Source organism: Nonomuraea spiralis (genome assembly GCF_014648435.1).
GTDB classification, from domain to species: domain Bacteria; phylum Actinomycetota; class Actinomycetes; order Streptosporangiales; family Streptosporangiaceae; genus Nonomuraea; species Nonomuraea spiralis.
This window is the reverse complement of record NZ_BMRC01000011.1, coordinates 123,066-137,444: the sequence shown is the minus strand read 5'-3', so window position 1 is coordinate 137,444 and position 14,379 is coordinate 123,066. Positions and strand designations below refer to the sequence as shown.

Here is a 14,379-nt window from a genome sequence, read left to right as displayed (position 1 = left end):
GAGCCACACTCCGTGCTCGCTGTATGGCCCCGTCAAGCGGGAAGGATCACCTGGTGCCGTAGTTGTAGAGCGGCTGGTTGGGTGGGGTGAGCGAGGGTGACGCCACGTTGACCACCGCGACGGAGGCTCCGACCGCCAACAGGGCTCCGATGGCCAGGGCCACGAGAAGTCGCAACACGAAGCACTCCTTCCTTTCCGGTGACGCGGTGTGCCGAGACTAGAACGTGTTTCGTCTTGAATCCATAACATTGGTCAAACCGTGATAAAGCAAGTTACCCTCCGGTACATGATGAAACAGCCGGTCAACGCCGCAGCAAGCGGAGCTGTTTTCCGTCGAAGACTGTTTTCCAGCCGGGCGGGGCGGACGGGAACCCGTTCTCGCCCGCGGCCATGAGCAGGTACCTGGCGGGCAGTTCGCCGTAGGCGTGGGCGGCCAGCAGGTCGCCGGTCCGGCGGTTCAGCGGGTCCTCGCCGCGTACCCGCAGCCGGCCGCCGCCGGGCAGCCCGACGAGCAGCGTGTCGTCCCACGACACGCGGCGCCGGAACAGCTTGGTCGCGGGGTCGAGCACCACCCGCCCGCCGTTCCAGGCGAAGGCCCGGTGCGCGCCCCACGGCAGCGACACCAGCGCGCCGGGCGCCGGGTCGCCGTCGACGATCGCCCGCACCGCCGTCCACTCCTCCGGGTACGTCACCGCTTCGAGCCGCCCGAACGCCCCCATCGCGAACGTCGGCAGCGCCAGCACCGGAGCCAGCACCCCGACCAGCGCGGGCGCCCCCGACCGCAGGGCCGAGGCCAGGCCGACCGCCGTCAACAGGACCAGCGGGGCCAGATAGACCTGGCCGTCCCGCAGCGGACCGAACCCGGGCCACAGGGCGATCAGCCACTTGAGCGCCTCCCGCCCGCCCTGGAACGCGCCCAGCGCCGCGACGCAGAACCCGGCCGCGGCCGCCACCGCCAGTCCGCCCCACCAGGGGGGCCGTCCGGGGGCCGTACGCAGGCGGGCGTAGCCGTACAGACCGGCGGCGACCAGGAGGAGCCGGGCGGTCGCCGTCCACCATGCCTCCTGGCCGGGCAGCCCGGCCTCGGCGTTCCAGATGCCGCCGAGCGAGAGCAGGCTGCCCAGGACGCCGAAGGGCCCGTCGGCGCGGGCCGCGAACGCGTCCACCCCCGCCGGATCCGTGACGGCGCCCGACCCGAGCGCGGGCACCGCCCACGGCAGGCTGTACGCGACCAGCACCCCGGCGGCGACCGGCACCCTGCGCCGCGCGACGGCGACGGGCATCAGCGTGAGCCAGGAGACCAGCATCGCCTGGAACCCGCCGACGGCCGCCGGCAACAAGGCCACCGCCAGCCGCCCCCAGGACCGCCAGGCACCTGGACGGCCCTCAAGGGTGAGCGCGCGGATCGCCCAGGGCAGCCCGGCCACGCCCAGGAGCAGGGCCCACTGGCCGAGCATGAGCCGCTGGGCGAGGTAGATGTTCCAGGCGTAGAAGGCGGCGGCCACGAGCCGGGCGAGCCTGCGCTCCGCCGGGACCAGCGCCGCCGCACCGGCCGCGGCCAGCACGAACACCGCGACCAGGGCCGCCTTCTGCACGATCTCCACCGGCAGCACCCGGGACAGCAGCGCCACGACCAGGTCGCTGGGCACCGCCCGGGGAAACCCGCCGCGGTCCGGCCAAAGGGGCGGATCGGGCACGAAGAGCAGGTCGTACCGGAGCACCAGCCCCCACCCGAGCGCCGGCCCGAGCGCCAGCAGCGCCAGCCCGAGCCCCAGCGCCACGGGCCCCCAGCGGCCCGCACGGCCTTCGCGCACCGTGACACCGCCTCTCCCTCGGGCCAGGACCGACAATCCGGGCACAAGGGAGAGTAGCCGCAGGTGCGTCACATGCGTTACTTGCCCGGCTCGGGGTCCCTGGGCAGGCCGAGCATGCGCTCGCCGATGATGTTGAGCTGCACCTCGGTGGTGCCGCCGTAGATGGTCATGGCCCTGGTCGCGAGCACCGCCCGGTTCCAGTAGCCGGCGTCGCCGAGCTTCATGTCGGCGGCCACCACGGCCTGGGCGCCGAGCAGGCCGACGGCCGTCTCGGAGACGTGCTGGGCGTGCGAGGTGGACAGCAGCTTCCGTACGGAGGCGTCGGCGCCCGGCTCGGTCCCGGCGAGCTGCTTGAGCGTGACCCGCAGCGACAGCGCGTTGATCGAGTGCCCCTCGCACACGACCCCGGCCACCTCCTGCTCCTCGGCCGGCGTGAGCTCGCGCCCGAGCCGGCCGATCAGCCCGAGCAGGTCCGGCACCGACGCGCCGGTGCCGCCCGAGCCGGAGGAGAGCGAGACGCGCTCGTTGGACAGCGTGTTGCGGGCGACCTTCCAGCCCTCGCCGACCTCGCCCACGACCAGGTCGTCCGGGACGAAGACGTCATCGAGGAACACCTCGTTGAACAGGTTCTCGCCGGTCATCTCGGTGAGCGGCCGGACCGTGACGCCGGGCGCCTTCATGTCCACCAGGAAGTACGTGATGCCCTCGTGCTTGGTGCCCTCGGAGGAGTTGCGGGCGATGCAGATGCCCCATTCGGCGACGTGGGCGACCGAGGTCCAGATCTTCTGGCCGTTGAGCCGCCAGCCGCCCTCGACCCGCTCCGCCTTCATCTGCAACGAGGCCAGGTCGGAACCGGCGCCCGGCTCGGAGAAGAGCTGGCACCAGATCATCTCGCCGCTGAGCGTCTTGGGCAGGAAACGTTCCTGCTGCTCGCGCGTGCCGTACACGGCGATGGACGGCACCACCCAGGCGCCGATGATCATCGCGGGCAGCCTGACCTTGGCGGCCTTGAGCTCCTGGGCGATGAGCACCTGCTCCAGCGGCTTGGCCGCGCGGCCCCACGGCTTGGCCAGGTGGGGCATGACGAACCCGCGCTCGGCCAGGGCCCGCTTCTGCTCCTGGCCTTCGAGCAGGGCGATCTCGGCGATCTCCGTACGGATCTGCTCGCGCAGCTCCTCGGCGCCCTCGGGCAGGTCGATCTCCATCTCGCGGCCGACGCCCTGCAACGCGAGCGCGGTCACCGAGGCGGCCCACTCGGCCGACGGGCCGAGCAGCGCGCGCAGGGTGAGGGCGCGCCGGTAGTAGAGGTGCACGTCGTGCTCGAAGGTGTAGCCGATGCCGCCGAACGTCTGGATCGCGTCCTTGGCGCACTGGACGGCCGCGTCGGGAGCCATCACACCGGCCACGGCGGCGGCGTACTCCAGCTCGCGACCCTCGGCCCTGGTGGCGTCCCACACGGTGGCGCGGGCCTGCTCAAGGGCGACGAGCATGCGGGAGATCTTGTGCTTGATGCCCTGGAACTGGCCGATCGGACGGCCGAACTGCTCACGTACCTTGGCGTAGGCGGCCGCGGACGTCACGCACCAGGACGCCAGGCCGGCGGCCTCGGCGCCGAGCAGGATCGCGGCCAGGTTGAGCACGTCGGGGCTCTCCACGCCGTCGAGGACGCGATCGGCGGGCACGCGCGCCTCCGACAGCTCCACCTTGGCCACCGGCCGGGTCAGGTCGAGCGACTTGACCGGCGTGACGGTGGCGGCGGAGGCGTCGACCGCGATCCACTCCTCCCCCTCGGGCGTGGTCACCGGCAACACCAGCACGTCGGCCAGCGAGCCGGCGAGCACCGGCTCGGCCGTACCGGAGACGACGAGCGTCCCGTCGTCGGCGCGGGTGCCGGTGAGCGAGCCGGACAGCGCGACCGCGCCCGCGAGGGTGCCGTCGGCGAGCGATTCGAGCAGCTCGTGCCGCTTGGAGGCGTGGATGATCGCGCTCGCCAGCACGGTCGGCACGTACGGGCCCGGCACGAGCTTCTCGGCCAGCGCCTCGACGGCGACGGCGGCCTCCAGCAGCCCGTAGCCCGAGCCGCCGGACTCCTCGGGCAGGTGCAGGCCGAGGAGCCCTTGCTCGGCCAGCCCCGGCCAGAAGGCCGGACGCTCTTCCGACCCGGATCGCAGCAGCTCCGAGGGGATGTTCCGGTCGGCCCAGCCGCTCACCGAGTCGCGGAGCGCCTCGTGCTCCTCGCTCAATCCGATCGCCATTGCTCATCCTCCAGCCAGGTCAACGTGCATGCCTCACACCCAGAACCATATTCTAGAGCATGCTTCTGGCCTAGAGGGGCTTCACCTGCTGGACAAGTGTGTTCAGATCAGCCCAACGCGCCTTGTTCTTCTCGGGGATCGAGGCCATCAGCATCGCCGGCTTCGTCTTGCCCACCTCGACGATCGTCACCATGGCCTGGGCGGTCTGCGTCTTGCCGCCGGAGACGAAGGTGACCTTGTAGCCGAGCGACCAGCCCTTGCCGAGCGGCACCTTCTTGGAGCCGGTCCAGGAGGTCAGCGTGGCGCCCGCCGGGTATTGCGTACGCAGTGTCCAGCGGGCGGCCCGGGCGGCCATCTCGCGGTAGTCGGCGTCCTTGGAGGGCTTCTTCTCCGGCGCGTCACCGGGGAACATGGCCGAGGCGATGACGGTGTGCGGCACGGCGACCTTGCCGATGCGCTGGGCGACGGTGAACGGCGCGAACGACTTGGCGTCCCAGGGCGCGGCCAGGCGCGGATAGCTGATGCCGGACGTCCGGTCGGTGATGATCCCGGTCACCACGGACGCCTTGCTGCCCGCCGGCGCGGCGAACGCCTTGCTCTCCGGCACCGGGGGCAACACGATCGGCGTCTCGGTGGGGGTCGGCGACGCGGTCGGGGTGGCGCTGGCGGCCGGCACCGGGGCGACCGACACCGGAGCCCCGGCGGGGTCGCCGCTCGTCGGCACGTCGCCGGAGAACACCACGAAGACCAGCAACACCGCCACGACGGTGGCGAGAATGGCGCCGGCCAGGTAGATGGCACGGATGGGAATGTCACCGATGCCACGCTTATGAGGCTTGGTAACAACCGCCACCACCGGCCCACCCACACCAGGCCCACTCACGCCCGGCCCACCCGTACCAGGCCCACTCATGCCAGGCCCACCCGCCCCCGGTGCACTCGCACCCGGGCCACCCGCCATGGGCCCACCCGCGCCCGGATGCGGCGCTCGCGGCGACCCGGGGGGCCACACCTGCACCGGCTGATGCTGCCCCGGCCTCCCCGCACCGGCCCCGGCCTGCGGCCCCGACGCCACCCCCGGCCCCGGCGCCACCCCTGGCCTCGGCCCCGGCCCGCCGCCGCCCTGTGGGTGACGACTCCCGGGCTGAGGCTGCGGAGGCCCACCCAAGTGGACCGGCGGCACCGCCTGCGGCCCGGACGGCCGCTGCGGACGCACCTGCGCCCCCGAAGGCGGCCCCGACGGAGGACCCGCCTGCGGCCCGGAAGGCGGCCCCTGCTGCGGCCCTGACGACGGCCCTGACGACGGCCCTGACGACGGCCCTGACGACGGCCCGGGCTGAGGCCCCGACGGAGGGCCCGGCTGCGGGCGTGAGGGCGGTCCCGACGGTGATCCGGCGGACGGCCCCGAGGGCGGTCCCGGCTGAGGCCCGGACGGGGGCTGGGCGGCGGGACGGAGAGGCTGGGAGGCCCCCGGCCGAGGAGGACGCGGGATCTTGACCGTCTGCTCGGCAGGCGGCACCACGACCTTGCGGAAAGGTTGCGTGTCCTGCGCTGATCTCTGGTCGCCGACGTCCGCCATGGCCTTGAGGTTACGTCACCAAACAGCGGGATAATTCCTCTATTCCCCCAGCAGAATCAAATTCTGTATGGTCAGCGAACATGAGGGGTTTCTACGAGATCGCCGCCGCCGACCCAGCCCGTCCCGCCCTGCTCGGCGACGACGAGAGCGCGACCTACGGCGAACTGCTCACCCGCGCCGACCGCGCCTCCCACGGCCTGCTCGCGCGCGGCGTCCGGCCCGGCGACGCCGTGGTGACCGTGCTGAAGAACGGGCTCGACGCCCTCACCATGATGCTGGCCACCTACCAGATCGGCGCCTACCTGGTCCCGGTCAACTGGCACTACACCGCCGAGGAGATCGACTACGTCATCGCCGACTGCGGCGCAACCGTCGTGATCGCCCCGGACGCCCTCACCGTCGCCGACCTGACCGCCGGACAGCCGGGCACCGCCCCCGGGCACCGCCGGGCCGGCTCGATGATGCTCTACACGTCCGGCACCACGGGCCGCCCCAAGGGCGTACGCCGCCGCCTGCTCGACCTGACGCCCGAGGACCTCTACCCCATCCTGATGCGCAAGAGCTGGCGGCACTTCGGCCTGCCGGCCGACGGCGTGCACCTGGTGTGCTCGCAGCTCTACCACTCGGCCCCGTACGGCCAGGCGATGATGGCCCTGCAGTTCGGCCACGCGATCGTCGCCCCGGAGCGGTTCGACCCGGCCGGGACGCTGGAGCTGATCGAACGCCACCGGGTGACGAACGCGTTCATGGTGCCCACGATGTTCCACCGGCTGCTCGCCTTACCGGATCGGAACAGGTACGACCTGTCCTCCCTCACCCACCTCTACCACGGCGCCGCCCCCTGCCCTCCGGCCACCAAGCAGGCGATGATCGACTGGCTCGGTCCCGTGTTGTGGGAGTACTACGGCTCGACGGAGGCGGCCGTGGCCACCATGGTGTCGTCCCAGGAGTGGCTGGAACGGCCCGGCACGGTGGGCCGGGCCCTCGACGGGATGGCGTTCACGATCATCGGCGACGACGGCCGCGAGCTGGGCCCCGGCGAGCCCGGGATGGTCTACATCGGCGGGATCAACCGTTTCGAGTACCACGGCGACCCGGACAAGACCGCCTCGGCCATGCGCGGCGCCGCGTACACGCCCGGCGACATCGGCCACCTCGACGCGGACGGCTACCTGTTCCTGCTGGACCGCAGGACCGACCTGATCATCTCGGGCGGCGTCAACATCTACCCCGCCGAGATCGAGGCCGCGCTGCTCGAACACCCGTCCGTGGCCGACGTCGCGGTGATCGGCGTACCGGACCCGGAGTGGGGGCACCAGGTCGTGGCGCTGGTCCAGCCCGCGCCGGGCGTGGCGGGCGGCGCGGCGCTGACCGCCGAACTGCTGCGGCACTGCGCGCCCCGGCTGGCCCGGCTGAAGCATCCGAGGGTGATCGAGTACCGGGCGGCGCTGCCGCGCACCCCGACGGGCAAGCTGAGCAGACGCGACGTACGGGAGGCGTATCTTTCGGGCTGAGCTGGGCAGAGACCTCCCCATGAGGGAGATCGCCGCAGGCCTGGCAGCCGTCGCACTGCTCGCGGCCTGCGGGCCGTCCACCTCCACGTCCACCTCCACGTCCACGGCCTCGCCGGCCACGACCGCCCCCGGCTCGCCGTCGCCGGCCGCGACCGCGTCCCCGGAGGGCGCGCCGCAGCCGCTGGAGGGCCTGTACGAGCGGGTCATCACCGACGTCCTGCCGTCGATCGTGCAGATCAACACCAAGGTGGGCCTCGGCTCCGGCATCGTGTACGACACGGCGGGCCACATCATCACCAACGCCCACGTGGTCGGCGAGGCGACCGAGATGAACGTCACGATCGCCACCGGCGGCGCGCCCCGCCCGGCCAAGCTGGTCAAGGCGTTCGGCGCCGGCGACCTGGCGGTGATCAAGGTGGACCGGCCCGACGGACTGCGCCCGGCCAGGTTCGGCGACTCGGGCAAGCTGCGGGTCGGCCAGATCGTCCTGGCCATGGGCAATCCGCTGGGCCTGTCCGGCAGCGTCACGGACGGGATCGTCTCGGCGGTCGGCCGTACCGTCAGCGAGCCCCAGAGCCCCGACTCCCCCGGGGCCACGATCAGCGGCGCGATCCAGACCTCGGCCGCGATCAACCCCGGCAACAGCGGCGGCGCGCTGGTCAACCTGGCCGGCGAGGTGATCGGCATCCCGACGCTCGCCGCCACCGACCCCCAGTTCGGCGGCGGGGCCGCGCCGGGCATCGGGTTCGCGATCCCGAGCAACACCGCCACCGACATCGCCGGGCAGATCGTGAAGTACGGCAAGGTCACCAACAGCCACCGGGCCGCCCTCGGCATCAGCGGCAGCACGATCATCGGCGCCACCCGGCAGCCGAGCGGCGTGGGCGTGGCCAGTGTGGAGAAGGGCGGCGGCGCGGAGAAGGCGGGCATCCGGCCCGGCGACGTGATCGTCGCGGTCAACGGCGAGAAGACCGCGACCATGGCCGCGCTGTCCGAGCAGCTCACCACCTTCAAGCCCGGCGACCAGGTCAAGGTGGAGATCCTGCGCCCCGACGGCGAGACCCAGACCGTCACCGTGACCCTCGGCCAGCTCCCGGGCGATTGACGCCCCCGTCCTCACTGCCTGGCGGTGAAGACGATCTCCACGCGCCGGTTCTTCGCCCGGTTGTGTTCCACGGGCTTGCCGTCGACCAGGTTGGGCAGCTTCGGCCGCGTCTCGCCGTAGCCGGTGGCCTGGAGGGTCACCTCGCCGCCGCCGAGCAGCGTGCTCAACGCCTCGCGCACGGCCTGCGCGCGCCGCCGCGACAACACCAGGTTGTACGCATCGCTCCCCTGATCGTCGGTGTGCCCCTCGATCCGGACGACACCGCCCGCGCCCTCCGCCTCGACCTTCTCGGCCACCTTCGCCAGCCGGCTCCTGGCCTTGGCGGTCAGCCGCCACTTGTCCAGCGCGAACAGCACGTCGCTGGTCAGCGCGACCGTCACCTGGCGTCCCTGCTTGGTCTCGCTCTCGCTCCCGTCCAGGGACTCGACCTCGCCGATGATGTCCTCGACGGGCAGCACGAGGTCCTCGACCGGCCCGGTCGCGCCGGGCGGGACCGCGGGCTGCTCGGTGGGCGCCGGAGCGGGCGTCAGGACGAGGGCCAGCGCGAGGCTAAGAGAGCGGAACATCGGACAACACGCCCATCATCGGCATCTCCACGTTCACCTTCGTGACCTCGGGCGGCGGGGCGGCGAAGACCGCGTACAGGGTGCTGGCGTTGCCCGCCTCCAGGAACTGGCCCTGGGTGCCGGAGCACACGCACTTGGCGTCCGGGCCGGTGCCGTTGCGGGCGACGCGGTAGCGCTTGGCGTTCACCGGGTCGATCAGGGAGACGTTCGCGACGCTGTAGTCGAGCGTGCCGGTGCCCAGGCCGTTGTGCAGGTTGACCTTTCCCTCGATCGCGGTGACCGTCCAGTTGAGCGTGACGGTCCTGCCCTCGCGCTTGAGCGAGGTGATCTCGACGCGGGCCTTGCCGTACTGGCCGCCGGAGCCGACCTTGGTCTCGCGGGTGGCGATGGGCTCGTCCTGCTGTACGGGCGCGCTCTGCTGCGGAGCCGCGCTCTGCTGTGCGCCGGGGGCGGTGGTGACCGCCTCCTTCGCGGCGGTCTGCGACTGCCCGCCGGGCAGCATCCCGCACCCCGACAGGACGAGGGCCGCGGCGGTCAGCCCGATCGTCTTTCGCATCTGTTGATCACCTAACTGCTCGGGAAGGGCCCAAGTCAGACACACTAGCCCGGATCACTCATTTCGGGCCGGACAAAAGGCAATCAACCGGTCGCCGACGACTGGGTCAGCCGGTAGTGCGAAGGCGGGACGCCGTACCGGTCCACAAAGGCCTGGCGCAGCGTCTCGGCCGTACCGAAGCCGCAGCGCGCGGCGATCGCGGCCATCGGCAGCGAGGTCGAGACCAGCAGATGCGCGGCGCCCTCGGTACGGGCCAGCCGCACGAACCTGCCCGGCGTCTGCCCCAGGTGCTTGAGGAACAGCCGGGTCAGGTGCCGCTCGCTGACGCCCGCCGCGGCGGCCAGCGCGGCCGCGGTGAGGTCGGCGGCCAGGTTCGCGGAGATGTGCTCGACCGTCCGCCTGACCAGGCTGTCGGCGGGCGCCGGCGGGTCGACGAACATGCTCATCTGCGCCTGGTTCCCCGGCCGTTGCAGGTAGGTGACCATGCCGCGGGCGACCGTCCTGGACAGTTCGGCGCCGTTGTCCTCCTCGACCAGGGCGAGCGTGAGGTCGAGGGCGGCGGTGACCCCGGCGGAGGTGGCCACGTCGCCGTCGCGGATGAAGATCGGGGCGGGGTCCACGGTGACCCGCGGGTAGCGGGCCGCCATGTCGGGCGCCTCACGCCAGTGGGTGGTGGCCCGCCTGCCGTCGAGCAGGCCCGCGGCGGCCAGCACGTACGAGCCCGTGCACACGGACGCCACCCGCCTGCTCTCCCGCGCCAGCCTCCGGACGTGGGCGACGACCAGCGAGTTGTCCGCGGCGTCCACGTGGCCGGTGCCGCCGGAGACGATGAGCGTGTCGAGCGGGCCGGTGATCCGCTCCAGCGCGAGCTGGGCCTGGATGACCAGCGCGCTGCCGGTCGTCACGGGATGACCGCCGGGCGTCGCCAGCCGCACCTGGTAGTACGGTGAGGCGCCGTGCCAGTTCGCGTTCTCCAGCGTCGAGGTGACACACGCGATGTCGAGCAGTTCGGCCGCCTCGTAGGCGACGACCACGACCCGCCGGGGTTCCATGGGCACGACTGTAGGTCTACAGGACACAGAACCCAAGTTTCCGGACATGCCCTGCCTCGTCCCCTCCCGCGCGTGGTCCCGTCCACGCAGAGTCGAGGACATGACCTCGACACCCGCCACGCCTTCGGCCACCGGACGCCGCTGGACGAGATTCGCCCTGCACTACCTGGAGATGATCGTCGCGATGTTCGCCGGCATGTTCGCGCTCGGCGCCCTCCAGTCGGCCGTCGGGCTCTCCGTCTCGCACGACGAGTCGCCGGAGCTGGCGTACCTGATCATGGCCGTGAACATGTCGGTGGGCATGGCCGCGTGGATGCGCTTCCGCGGCCACCGCTGGCCGTCCACGCTGGAGATGTGCGCGGCGATGTTCGTCCCGATCGTGCCGCTCTATCCCCTGCTCTGGCTCGGCGTCATCGACGGCGGCGTGCTGATGCTCGTCGCGCACGTCGCGATGTTCCCGCTCATGCTGGCCGCCATGTTCCGCCGCCTCGACGAGTACGCCGGCTGCGCCCACCGGCCCGCCTGACCGTTTCCTCCAGGCGGACGCCTAAGATGCCGCCATGTCGCGTTTCGAGATCGTGACCCTGGTCCTCGCCCCACCGGACCTGCTCTTCGACACGTCACTGTCCGTCGAGACCCACACCTCGTCCATGGCCGGCTCGTCCGAACGCGCCGTCGCGGGCGTCACCACCGGCCTGCTCACCCTGGGCGACCAGGTCACCTGGCAGGCCCGCCACTTCGGCCTCACCTGGCGGATGACCTCGGCGATCACCGCCTGGGAACGGCCCACGTACTTCGTGGACGAGCAGCTGAAGGGCCCGTTCCGCCACTGGCGCCACGAACACCACTTCGAGCCGGCTCCCGATGCGGACGCCACCGTCATGACCGACGTCATCGACTTCTCCGCCCCCGCCGGCCCCCTGGGGCACCTGGTCGACCGGCTGGTCCTCCGCCGCCACATGACCCACCTGATCAACACCCGCAACCGCCACATCAGGACCACCCTCGAACACTGACCCGCCCCGGCGCCGCCGCCGGGCGGCCTCCGGGCACGAGGAACGGAGACCGGCGTGCGCGCGGCCACCCAGAACGACTCCCCGGACGACCACGCCGTCCGTCCAGGCGGAAGGCCCGGGAAGAACGCGCCGAAGCCGTTGCCGGTCCTCGCCCACCTCGCCGCGGCCTGGACGGTGGGGTCGGTCCTCCTGCCGACGGCGTGGCTGATCCTGCTGGTCACGCTGTTCGCCGACGGCGAGGGCACGTTCCTCGTCGCCGCCGCACTCTGCGCCGCGGCGCTCCTGATCTACCTGATCATCGTGATCCGGGCCACCCGGACGGTCTCGGTCCTGGGTGCGACCCGCGGCGGCCGGTTGTCGTGGGCGCTGCTGGTCCTGGTCGTGGGGACCGCCGGATGGGCCCTCGGCTGGGCCGCGACCGACGTCGCCGACCTCGGGGTGAGCCGCGACACGCTGCTGACGTTCCTGCTCGGCGGCATCCCGTACGCCCTGGTGGCCGGCCTGCTCGTACGCGGGTGGCGCCACCGGGCGGTCGCACTCGGACTGACCGTGGCGCTCCTGGCCGCCGGCGTGGCCGTGCTGCGCCAGGAGGCTCCGGACGACCTTGAGGCACGCCTGCGGGCGAGCAGCATCCACAGGGAGACCGCGTACGTGGTCGCCGTCCCCGGCTACCGGCCCGACGACAACGACTACGGCGGCGGACTGGGCGGCTCCGGCTTCTCACCCGCGAACCCCGCCTCCGTCCCGCCCGACCGGTACGTCACGATCACCGCGTACGACCGGCTCCTGACGGGCGAGGCGAGGTGCGGACAGCCCACGGCCCAGGACGCCCATCTGCCGACCGAGTCCTGCACGGCCGAGACCGGCGGCCTGGTCTACCGGCAAGGCCCGGTGGAGCACGGCTACCAGGTGAAGGTGGGCCGCCGCCACGTCACGGTGATCGGGAGCACGGCCGTCGGCCACGACCTGCTCAGGTCCGCCGCCCGGGGCCTGCGCCCGGCCACCACCCGCGAACTGGGCGCCGACCAGGAGCAGACCGGCGACTATTACGCGGCGAAGATCCCGGGATACACCCCGCGGCTCACGGCCATGCCGCCGGGCATGGTCTACACACCCTCCGACCACACCGGCAACGGCGCGCAGAGCGTCCGCATCACGTTGTACGTGAGCATCGCCGACGGTGACGACCTCTGCTTCCGCACCGAAGAGTGCACCCCAGCCGGCTCCGGCCTCACGTACGTCCGCACCGAGGACACGCACGGCTACGCGGTGCGCCGCGGCACGGTGAACGTCCGGGTGCTCGGCGGTCTGCGGTCGGACGGAAAGCTGCTGCGCCAGGCCGCCCTCGACGCCCGCCCGGCCACCGACGGCGAACTGCGCCGCGTCCTGCCGCCACCCGAGCCGAGCACCGGCCTGGACCGCCTCCGCCAGTGGCTACGCGCCATCGGGTGAGCACGCCGCCGCCATCGGGCGAGCACACCGTCGCTATCGGGCGAGCACACCGTCGCTATCGGGCGAGCACGCCGTCCCCTATTGGGTGAGCACACCGTCGCACAACCGGAAGTCCCCATCGGTGTACGCGGCCCCTTGCCCCTCGGTGTGGAGCTCCCAGAACTCGGCCGAGAGCACGTCATCCCCCCGCCGGCAGACGCTCTCAAGCGGATCCTGCTCCACGTGCGACAGATCCCAGACCCGGGGGCCGCTCCACGGGCTGCCCATCACCGCGGTCCGTCCGTCGTCGCTGAGAGCCACCTCATCCACGACACGAACCCCCGTCCTCAGGGCGGCCAGCCTCACCGGCCTCGACGGCTCTGACAGGTCCCACAGGACGGCACGCCCGTGATAGTCGGCGGCGAGCACCAGATCCCCCTTCCGGGCCATGGCGACGGTGAAGACGTCATGGAACTCCCCGCCCATCGTCGCCACCCGTACGGGCTTCGCGCGGTCGCCGAGATCCCAGACCTCCACTCCGTTCCCGGTGCCGAACACGGCCCTGCGCCCGTCGGGGCTGAGCGCGGCCGATTCCTTCTCCTGGTCACCGACATGGGACTCGGCGGGGTGGGCCGGATCCGTCAGGTCCCAGACCAGCGGGGCCTGTCCGTCGTCCCGAACCGCCACCGCCGTCCTGCCGTCCGCGCTGACGGCCAGGTCGTACAGCCGGCCGCCCGGCACCTTCAGTGTCGACCGACGGGCCGGACGGGACAGGCTGCTGATGTCCCACACCTCCACGTTCACCCGTTCCAGGTCGTCGTCCAGGTCCTCGTACGCGATCAACGCCGTCGTCGCGTCACGCGACAGGACGATCTCGAAGGAGGACCCCACGAGCGGCAGGAACGCCGCCTTGCGCGGGTGTGTCCGCCTGTCGAGATCCCACAGGGTCACGCCGTCGAAATCGTCGGCCGCCACGACCACGCGCCCGTCCGCCGACACCGCCATCCGGTCGACCGAGGAGGTCCTGAGATCGAGCACGCTCTCGTACGCGCCCTCCTCGCGCAGATCCCATCTATGCACTTTTTCGGCAAAGGGAAGGGCAAGAACGAAGGATCCGTCCGAGGCGATCGCCACGTCGTCGGATCGGCTGACGTCGTTGAGGTCGACACGTCCTTCGTTCGCGACGGTGTCGGCCAGCGCCTCCCGAGTCTGCGCGTCGGCGTTCAGGCGTACGGCCGCCGCGCCGAGTAATCGGGCGCCCAGGGCGTCGATGTCGCGCAGTTCAACGCCCTTGAGGGCCAGCTTCCGCGCCAACGCCGCACGCTCGGCGTCACGTCTCCCGCCCGCCACGACCGAGATGCCCCAGACGGCGACGGCGAAGACGACCAGGAGGGCGAACCATCGTGTCCGGTCGGCGTACGGGAGATCCACGTTTGCTCCGTTCGCGGGATGATCCACCCAGATCCAACCACGCACAACCGTACGACGGCA

13 protein-coding genes are annotated in these 14,379 nt (G+C 72.0%); 5 read left to right on the top strand and 8 right to left on the bottom strand.

Annotated features, from left to right (window positions below):
• Window positions 1–46 precede the first annotated feature (46 nt).
• The 4 genes from IEZ27_RS55045 to IEZ27_RS27065 all read right to left on the bottom strand — a co-directional run bounded on the left by IEZ27_RS55045 (window position 47) and on the right by IEZ27_RS27065 (window position 4,925).
• Window positions 47–178: a hypothetical protein gene (locus IEZ27_RS55045; protein WP_260477562.1), complete on the bottom strand. Its 132-nt coding sequence runs from the start codon at window positions 176–178 to the stop codon at window positions 47–49.
• 124 nt (window positions 179–302) lie between these two features.
• Window positions 303–1,814, bottom strand: coding sequence for a hypothetical protein (locus IEZ27_RS27075; RefSeq protein WP_229824374.1), 1,512 nt, complete (start codon window positions 1,812–1,814; stop codon window positions 303–305).
• A 77-nt stretch (window positions 1,815–1,891) separates the two neighbouring features.
• On the bottom strand, window positions 1,892–4,069 hold the full coding sequence (locus IEZ27_RS27070; RefSeq protein WP_189649815.1) for an acyl-CoA dehydrogenase: 2,178 nt from the start codon (window positions 4,067–4,069) through the stop codon (window positions 1,892–1,894).
• Between the two features lie 70 nt (window positions 4,070–4,139).
• Window positions 4,140–4,925, bottom strand: coding sequence for a hypothetical protein (locus IEZ27_RS27065; RefSeq protein WP_189649814.1), 786 nt, complete (start codon window positions 4,923–4,925; stop codon window positions 4,140–4,142).
• Window positions 4,926–5,728: 803 nt separating this feature from the next.
• On the opposite strand from IEZ27_RS27065, the gene IEZ27_RS27060 reads away from it, so the two are divergent.
• Complete coding sequence (locus tag IEZ27_RS27060) at window positions 5,729–7,162, top strand: AMP-binding protein (protein WP_189649813.1); 1,434 nt, start codon at window positions 5,729–5,731, stop codon at window positions 7,160–7,162.
• A gap of 19 nt (window positions 7,163–7,181) precedes the next feature.
• Entirely contained in the window at window positions 7,182–8,267 is a 1,086-nt protein-coding gene (locus tag IEZ27_RS27055; protein ID WP_189649812.1) for a S1C family serine protease, read from the top strand.
• Between the two features lie 11 nt (window positions 8,268–8,278).
• Here the strand turns inward: IEZ27_RS27055 and IEZ27_RS27050 are convergent, their stop codons facing one another.
• The 3 genes from IEZ27_RS27050 to IEZ27_RS27040 all read right to left on the bottom strand — a co-directional run bounded on the left by IEZ27_RS27050 (window position 8,279) and on the right by IEZ27_RS27040 (window position 10,441).
• Complete coding sequence (locus IEZ27_RS27050; RefSeq protein WP_189649811.1) at window positions 8,279–8,833, bottom strand: OmpA family protein; 555 nt, start codon at window positions 8,831–8,833, stop codon at window positions 8,279–8,281.
• Window positions 8,817–9,389, bottom strand: a complete 573-nt coding sequence (locus tag IEZ27_RS27045; RefSeq protein ID WP_189649810.1) for a hypothetical protein — start codon at window positions 9,387–9,389, stop codon at window positions 8,817–8,819. The genes IEZ27_RS27050 and IEZ27_RS27045 overlap by 17 nt, the downstream gene beginning before the upstream one ends.
• An 83-nt stretch (window positions 9,390–9,472) precedes the next feature.
• On the bottom strand, window positions 9,473–10,441 hold the full coding sequence (locus IEZ27_RS27040; protein ID WP_189649809.1) for a GlxA family transcriptional regulator: 969 nt from the start codon (window positions 10,439–10,441) through the stop codon (window positions 9,473–9,475).
• Window positions 10,442–10,541: 100 nt separating this feature from the next.
• On the opposite strand from IEZ27_RS27040, the gene IEZ27_RS27035 reads away from it, so the two are divergent.
• The 3 genes from IEZ27_RS27035 to IEZ27_RS27025 are packed head-to-tail and all read left to right on the top strand — an operon-like array spanning window position 10,542 to window position 12,909.
• A complete protein-coding gene (locus IEZ27_RS27035; protein WP_125632281.1) occupies window positions 10,542–10,967 on the top strand; it encodes a hypothetical protein in 426 nt (141 codons plus the stop codon).
• A gap of 34 nt (window positions 10,968–11,001) precedes the next feature.
• Complete coding sequence (locus IEZ27_RS27030) at window positions 11,002–11,457, top strand: SRPBCC family protein (RefSeq protein ID WP_189649808.1); 456 nt, start codon at window positions 11,002–11,004, stop codon at window positions 11,455–11,457.
• 54 nt (window positions 11,458–11,511) lie between these two features.
• Window positions 11,512–12,909: a hypothetical protein gene (locus IEZ27_RS27025; protein WP_189649807.1), complete on the top strand. Its 1,398-nt coding sequence runs from the start codon at window positions 11,512–11,514 to the stop codon at window positions 12,907–12,909.
• A 78-nt stretch (window positions 12,910–12,987) separates the two neighbouring features.
• Here IEZ27_RS27025 and IEZ27_RS27020 read toward each other — a convergent pair whose 3' ends face one another.
• The gene (locus IEZ27_RS27020) at window positions 12,988–14,319 is read right to left on the bottom strand and encodes a WD40 repeat domain-containing protein (protein WP_189649806.1); all 1,332 of its coding nucleotides are present in this window, start codon (window positions 14,317–14,319) and stop codon (window positions 12,988–12,990) included.
• Between the last annotated feature and the right edge of the window lie 60 nt (window positions 14,320–14,379).

Excerpts from the sequence above, each read along its gene's own strand:
- IEZ27_RS27050 (WP_189649811.1), bottom strand. The coding sequence starts at position 8,833 with ATGTTCCGCTCTCTTAGCCTCGCGCTGGCCCTCGTCCTGACGCCCGCT.
- IEZ27_RS27045 (WP_189649810.1), bottom strand. The coding sequence starts at position 9,389 with ATGCGAAAGACGATCGGGCTGACCGCCGCGGCCCTCGTCCTGTCGGGG.
- IEZ27_RS27035 (WP_125632281.1), top strand. The coding sequence starts at position 10,542 with ATGACCTCGACACCCGCCACGCCTTCGGCCACCGGACGCCGCTGGACG.
- IEZ27_RS27060 (WP_189649813.1), top strand. The coding sequence starts at position 5,729 with ATGAGGGGTTTCTACGAGATCGCCGCCGCCGACCCAGCCCGTCCCGCC.
- IEZ27_RS27070 (WP_189649815.1), bottom strand. The coding sequence starts at position 4,069 with ATGGCGATCGGATTGAGCGAGGAGCACGAGGCGCTCCGCGACTCGGTG.
- IEZ27_RS27040 (WP_189649809.1), bottom strand. The coding sequence starts at position 10,441 with ATGGAACCCCGGCGGGTCGTGGTCGTCGCCTACGAGGCGGCCGAACTG.
- IEZ27_RS27055 (WP_189649812.1), top strand. The coding sequence starts at position 7,182 with ATGAGGGAGATCGCCGCAGGCCTGGCAGCCGTCGCACTGCTCGCGGCC.
- IEZ27_RS27030 (WP_189649808.1), top strand. The coding sequence starts at position 11,002 with ATGTCGCGTTTCGAGATCGTGACCCTGGTCCTCGCCCCACCGGACCTG.